The organism is Bacillus cereus group sp. BfR-BA-01524 (genome assembly GCF_022662595.1).
GTDB lineage: Bacteria > Bacillota > Bacilli > Bacillales > Bacillaceae_G > Bacillus_A > Bacillus_A thuringiensis_S.
On record NZ_JAKUDW010000171.1, the window covers coordinates 1 to 5,758 of the forward strand.

Genomic DNA, 5,758 nt, shown 5'->3' on the forward strand with positions numbered 1-5,758 from the left:
GCCTTTTTCTTAGCCTCTTCTTCAGCTTTTTTCGCATCTGGAGTTCCGCCAGGCGCAGTGAAGGATGCACCAACTGCTGGGCTTGTGCCAGTGCCTTTTTTCGCTACTACAGAGAAGCTGTAAGTAACACCGGGTTTAATACCACCAAGAGTAGCTGTCGTACCACTTATTGATAGGCTACCACTTGAACCGTCAGTTGCTTTATAGCTGGCTGCATATGCATCAACTTCTGCTGGTCCAGACCAGTTTAGTGTAACTGTGCTAGCGCCATCGAAAGTGACATTCAGACCACTAGGGGCATCTACTTTAATTTGTTTAATTGCATCTTTTTTCGCACCTTTTACGTATAATTCTCCGTTTATTTCTTGAACAGAAGAAGGACGTTCAAAGCGTGATTTATCTGTAGCGAATTTGCTCATCATTACTTGGAACATTTGCTGTGCAATTTTAGTATAACGATCACTAATGTAGTTTTCTGGACCATTCTTTACGTAACCCGTCCATACAGCCATCGTATATTGTGGTGTATATCCAGCGAACCAGCTATCCCTGTTTGCATCAGCTGGAATGCCGTATTTCTTTAAATCTTTTGCATCAAAGTTTTGCGTTCCAGTTTTACCCGCTACGTCAACACCTGAAACATATGCTGTTGGTCCTGTACCACCAGAACCAGGTTTTACTACGTCACGAAGAACGTCAGTTACCATGTAAGCTGTATAGTCTTGCATAGCGCGTTGTTCTTTCGGTTTAAAGCTTTTCTTTTTCCCGTCCGGGAAGGTTACTTCTTTTACGAAGTGTGGTTTATTATAGTTACCACTATTACCAAAGGTTGCATATGCACCTGCTACTGCTAATGGAGAACTATCGTTACTACCAATTGCAGTAGATTCATGTACTCCATTTTCAAATGTCATGCCTAAACCTTCAGCAAACTCTTTTGATTTATTAAGTCCAACTGTTTGAGCTGTCTTTAAAGCCGGGATGTTTAATGACTTCTTCAATGCTTCACGAAGTGAAACGTCACCTTTAAAACTCCCTGTAGCATTTTTTATCTTTGTGCCATCAGAATAAGTATATTCAGAGTCATTTAATTGATGATAAGTAGACCACTGAAGATTCTCAATCGCTGGACCGTAGTCGAAAATTGGTTTCATTGTTGAACCAACTTGGCGTTTTAAATCAGTTGCCATATTATGACCTTTGAAAGTGGACTTATTTTCTTTACGTCCAGCACCAATTGCTCGAACTTCTCCAGATTGTGTATCCATAAATACGAATGATCCTTGGAATTGATCGTTTGGATACTTAATAAGATTGCCATCCATAATTTTTTCAGCGTAATCTTGAGCATCTTGATCAAGTGTTGTATGAATCGTTAAACCATCTGAACCGATATTTACATCAGGATATTCTTTTTCAACTTCTTTTACAACTGCATCTAAAAATGCTTGATACTTCATCTCAGTTATTTCTGAAGACGGTTGAAGGCCCTCTGTTACTGGGATCTTAACTGCGTTATTCATTTCTTCTTTTGTTATATAACCATGTCGATTCATTAATGACAATACGACATTACGACGATTTGTTGCTCGTTCAACATTTTCCTTTTTTGTTGGATCATAAATGTTTGGACCTTGGGGTAAACCAGCGAGCATAGCAGCTTCATGTAATTGCAAGTCTTTCAAATCTTTACCATAATATTTTTGCGCTGCTGTCGCAATACCATATGAACGGTTACCTAAATTAATCTTATTTAAGTACATTTCTAAAATCTCATGTTTAGAGTATTGTTGCTCTAATTTATAAGATAAGTACCATTCTTGTACTTTTCTCTTAGCGGTTTTATCCATCGTTAGAAAATAGTTCTTAACGACTTGCTGTGTAATCGTACTACCACCTTGGGAACCGAAACCACCAGTGACATTTTCCATAACTGCTTTTGTAGTTCGTTTAAAGTCAATTCCATTATGATCATAGAAACGCGAATCCTCAGTTGCAAGGAATGCATTTTCAACTACTTTTGGAATTTGATCATAAGTAACATGCGTTCGTTTTTCAGCACCGTATTCATAGAAGAAATTTCCGTTTTTATCAAGAAACTTTGTTGATAAAGGATTAACAAGTTTGGATTTATCTAATTTTGGAGCGTCCTTTACCATAACAAAGAAAGCGGAAACGCCGGCTACAAGACCAACGATACCAAGAAGTAGACAACCTATAAGGAATTTCTTGAAAAAGGAGCCTTTTTTCTTTGGTTTTTCTTCTTTATTTGTTTTTTTCTCTTGATTTTTTACATGATTTCGTTCTGTACGAGAACGATAATTATCTGACATTATACTTTCTCCTACCTTTCATTCTCTCCCCCAAAAGTCGAAAAAAGAGCCTTAGTGATGACTCTATCACGAAAAATAAACCGTGTCTAGTACACGGATATAGTCAATCCGAGGGTGATAACCGCATGATAATAAGGATCCATGCTCTTCTATTTCTTCTTTCGTAATCGACTTGCGTCCACCTGTATTTTGACGATTCCAAAATGCAATAATATGTTTTGCATCTAATAAATAAAATTCATCAAAAAGTGTAAATTTAATAATGACAAATGCAATTCCATTATGAGCAACCACTTGCTTCATATGTTCAATTTGATGAAGGTGGAAGTTTTGAAGTGGGAAACTAGTTTTATTTTTTGTTTCCTTCGCTTCAAAATCGATGTATTTCCCTTTGTATACACCGTTGTAATCTGTTGTAGAAGGTTGTTTAAAATACGCTTCTTTTACCACTGCAGCACTTCGAGCGGGGTAATCTACTTTTACAATTTGAAGAGGTGTAGGTTTTTTATGTACACATGCAATATTATGGGTTAAGTAATATTGATTTGTTTCATTCAATTCCTCTTCAAGGGACATACCTCTATTACTATAAGTATGTGTTTTTATAGGTGTTTTTTGAGGTTGTGAAGCTTGATTATACCTTTTTCCATTTGGGTAACGAATGGTCATAGTGTGTCCACTCCCAACTTGTTAAGAATTACTTACAAAGGTGATTATATCAAAAAATGAAAAAAGATGTGACCTTTTTGATGAAAGGTATGATGACTTATTCATGTTTACAGGGAATGATTATATGAAAATTAAACAAAATCGAGAAAAAAAATTTTGTACAGAGGAAGAAAAAGCAATTATTTACAATATTAAAAAGAAAACAGAAATAGCTAATGTGGACAATATTTCTCGGACACAATCTTATCAAGAATATTATTTAAGAAATAGTGAAATCAGGTGGGCCTTTTTAGCGAGTATGGTTTCGAGAAATGCAGGATGGAATATGACTGATTTGGAAGGGAGATATTATGCTACTATTTTACCTAAAACGGTAAAAAAACATTTATTTCTTCTATACGAACAAGCTAATTGGATTATTTTCTTAGATGCATTTCCTCAGTTATTATTGTATGAGGAAAGTAAGAAGAGCTGTGCACCTCTCTTTCATTTGTTGCAATATTTCAGTGTATCAATTTTTATGGAAAAAGAATGGTTACTTTTCTGGGAAAGAAGAGATATGAATAGGCTTATGACAGCGCTTATTATAAATGAACAAAATAAAATTCAAAAACCAGTCATTGAGAACACATATTTTAAAAAATATGTATTCCATACTGCACTTTTTAAAGTACAAGAAAGATTTCATATTAGTGCAGTTATCTTCCCAACAATTGAAGGGAGAATGTATGGATTTTCGGTTTATCAATTTGAAACGTTACAACAGCGTATAGAACTGGGAAAAAAATTAGCATGGTTATTGTTTCATCCGATTTATAATGGTTCTTTTTATAAGTTTGCATTGCAAACTACACATACTGGGTCTAGAGAAGATTATGAATTTTACGCAAAGAAAACTAGAAAATCTTGTACGCCAGCACTTAGAGATGTTTATTCTGTTGTTTCACATGAAGAAATAAAAATGAGAGATTGGTTTTGTGCAAATATGAAAATGAATGTGCTATTTGTACTTGAAGAACCTAAAGGGGAAGTTAATATAACAGAATGGTATAGAAGAAAGAGGGAACAAATCTATAGGATATCTATCATAAATCGTTTTGCTAAAAGGATGGATGAGTTCATGATATAATAAAAAAGAAGTCCCGTCTTCCATTTTGAAGACGGGACTTCTTAATTTGAAATAATCCTGCTATGCTTGCTACGACTTTAATCTCAAAACGTAATGTTAGTAGGAGATTAAGGGTGACTAGAAATTTAACCGTTCGTAATAAAGTCTCGCTTTATGTAGCAGGGAAGTTTGGACCATCTAGCTTTGGATTGCCAGTCTCGGGTTTATTTTGTTGTTTGTTTTGTTTTTTCTTTTTTTCATTTTTGTTCTTTGCCATTGTAATACACCTCCTTTTTGTATTGTTACCATTTCTATAAATGACATACGAAATGATTTCTTTGACGAATAACAACTAGTTTTGTCATGTGGGCAGGAGTGGTGAATCATTCGGCGAAATTACATGACAAAGGAAAAGCAAAGAAGGAGGCGTTTTGTATATGGCGATGGTTCAGAAGGAAGATGTAATGAAAAAAATGGATCAAATGTTAAGTTCTCTCGATTTGCTGGAAATGAATATAGGGATTAGAATGAATCATGCATTAAAGGGTGCGAGTGAAAAAATATGCAATAAGATAGAAATAACAGAAATGCATATTGAACATATGGAAAATAAATTAGTGCATCACGAAGAAAAAGGGAATTGGGTAAAGACATTTCAAAACGTCGTAGTGAGTGCATAATAAGGTGGGAAAGAAATGAAGAATGAAGCATTAATACAGTCTTCAGAAAAACTCATGCAGTATAATAATGAAGCGAATGTAAAAAAAAGAGAACTGATTGAATACGATTTTTATAAGGATATGAAACCGTTTGTAGATATGGTAGATGAGGAATTAGAGAAGTGGAAAGAATTAGCTTATACGTGGATTAAAGAAGAAAAGCCAAAGTATATACATGTACAGCAAATTGATCAAGTATACGATAATTTACAAACGAATGTGTTACAATGCTTTGTAAATAAAGGTAAAGGTAAACGATTCTTTGAAACACACCAAGCCGTTTCGTATACTTTGCAAAATATAGTTGAGCAATGTAAATAACAAGAGGGAGAACCCTCTTGTTATTTTTATGCTTCTGTCATTGTTGTAGGTTTTGTTGCGCCGTTTATTTCTAATTCTTTTATTAATGTTCGATAATCGGATATGCATATTTTTCCTTCGAGATACCAATGTCTCGCAAAGTCTAATAATTCATTTGCATTCTCTGTGCAATACCCCTTTTTTTGAGAAAACGCTTGTTTTAAATCCCCTAATACCATGTTGATTCCTCCCCCATGAGAATCTTCTTCTTAATTATCATAGCATGGAAGGGTTTTCTTTCTTAATTTTTTAAAAATTTAAACTTCCGACAAAAATAGACAGATACTCCATCACACATATTATTTTATAGGTACATATTATATATGTAGAAACTTATGTAAAGGAGGAGAGAATGCATGTTTCAACAACCTAACGTATATCAGCAAACGAATCCATATGCACAGCAAAATATGTACCAATATAATACAGATACATATTTACGGTATAATATGTATCCTTTCGAGCCTTATTATGGAAATCAAAATTATTATCAACCGTTTGAAGTGTCATTTATGAATCAAGCTCAACAACCACAACAGCAGCAATCTTATGTGAATCAAGCTCAACAA

General features: G+C 34.5%; 6 protein-coding genes and 1 pseudogene. 4 read left to right on the plus strand and 3 right to left on the minus strand.

Features of this window, described 5'->3' with window-relative positions; all coding sequences use genetic code 11:
• Both MR170_RS29485 and recU read right to left on the minus strand, forming a co-directional pair.
• On the minus strand, positions 1–2,333 hold a 2,333-nt coding region (locus MR170_RS29485), incomplete at its 3' end, for a PBP1A family penicillin-binding protein (RefSeq protein ID WP_242310454.1).
• Between the two features lie 66 nt (positions 2,334–2,399).
• Positions 2,400–3,002 carry a Holliday junction resolvase RecU gene (gene recU, locus MR170_RS29490; protein WP_000155599.1) on the minus strand — a complete coding sequence of 201 codons (603 nt, stop codon included), beginning with the start codon at positions 3,000–3,002 and terminating at the stop codon, positions 2,400–2,402.
• Positions 3,003–3,105: 103 nt separating this feature from the next.
• On the opposite strand from recU, the gene MR170_RS29495 reads away from it, so the two are divergent.
• From MR170_RS29495 to MR170_RS29505, 3 genes are all read left to right on the plus strand, one after another.
• Positions 3,106–4,131, plus strand: coding sequence for a DUF2515 domain-containing protein (locus MR170_RS29495; protein ID WP_043935511.1), 1,026 nt, complete (start codon positions 3,106–3,108; stop codon positions 4,129–4,131).
• A 416-nt stretch (positions 4,132–4,547) separates the two neighbouring features.
• A complete protein-coding gene (locus MR170_RS29500; protein ID WP_016082241.1) occupies positions 4,548–4,790 on the plus strand; it encodes a hypothetical protein in 243 nt (80 codons plus the stop codon).
• A gap of 15 nt (positions 4,791–4,805) precedes the next feature.
• Positions 4,806–5,150 carry a YppE family protein gene (locus tag MR170_RS29505; protein ID WP_000786937.1) on the plus strand — a complete coding sequence of 115 codons (345 nt, stop codon included), beginning with the start codon at positions 4,806–4,808 and terminating at the stop codon, positions 5,148–5,150.
• 26 nt (positions 5,151–5,176) lie between these two features.
• On the opposite strand, the gene MR170_RS29510 is transcribed toward MR170_RS29505, so the two are convergent.
• On the minus strand, positions 5,177–5,368 hold the full coding sequence (locus MR170_RS29510; protein WP_000242652.1) for a YppF family protein: 192 nt from the start codon (positions 5,366–5,368) through the stop codon (positions 5,177–5,179).
• Between the two features lie 177 nt (positions 5,369–5,545).
• On the opposite strand from MR170_RS29510, the pseudogene MR170_RS29515 reads away from it, so the two are divergent.
• Positions 5,546–5,758, plus strand: a pseudogene (locus MR170_RS29515) (YppG family protein); the annotation flags it as partial.

What these genes read in the sequence shown, in the direction of transcription:
- recU (WP_000155599.1), bottom strand. Translation starts at nt 3,002, where the DNA reads ATGACCATTCGTTACCCAAATGGAAAAAGGTATAATCAAGCTTCACAA.
- MR170_RS29505 (WP_000786937.1), top strand. Translation starts at nt 4,806, where the DNA reads ATGAAGAATGAAGCATTAATACAGTCTTCAGAAAAACTCATGCAGTAT.
- MR170_RS29510 (WP_000242652.1), bottom strand. Translation starts at nt 5,368, where the DNA reads ATGGTATTAGGGGATTTAAAACAAGCGTTTTCTCAAAAAAAGGGGTAT.
- MR170_RS29500 (WP_016082241.1), top strand. Translation starts at nt 4,548, where the DNA reads ATGGCGATGGTTCAGAAGGAAGATGTAATGAAAAAAATGGATCAAATG.
- MR170_RS29495 (WP_043935511.1), top strand. Translation starts at nt 3,106, where the DNA reads ATGTTTACAGGGAATGATTATATGAAAATTAAACAAAATCGAGAAAAA.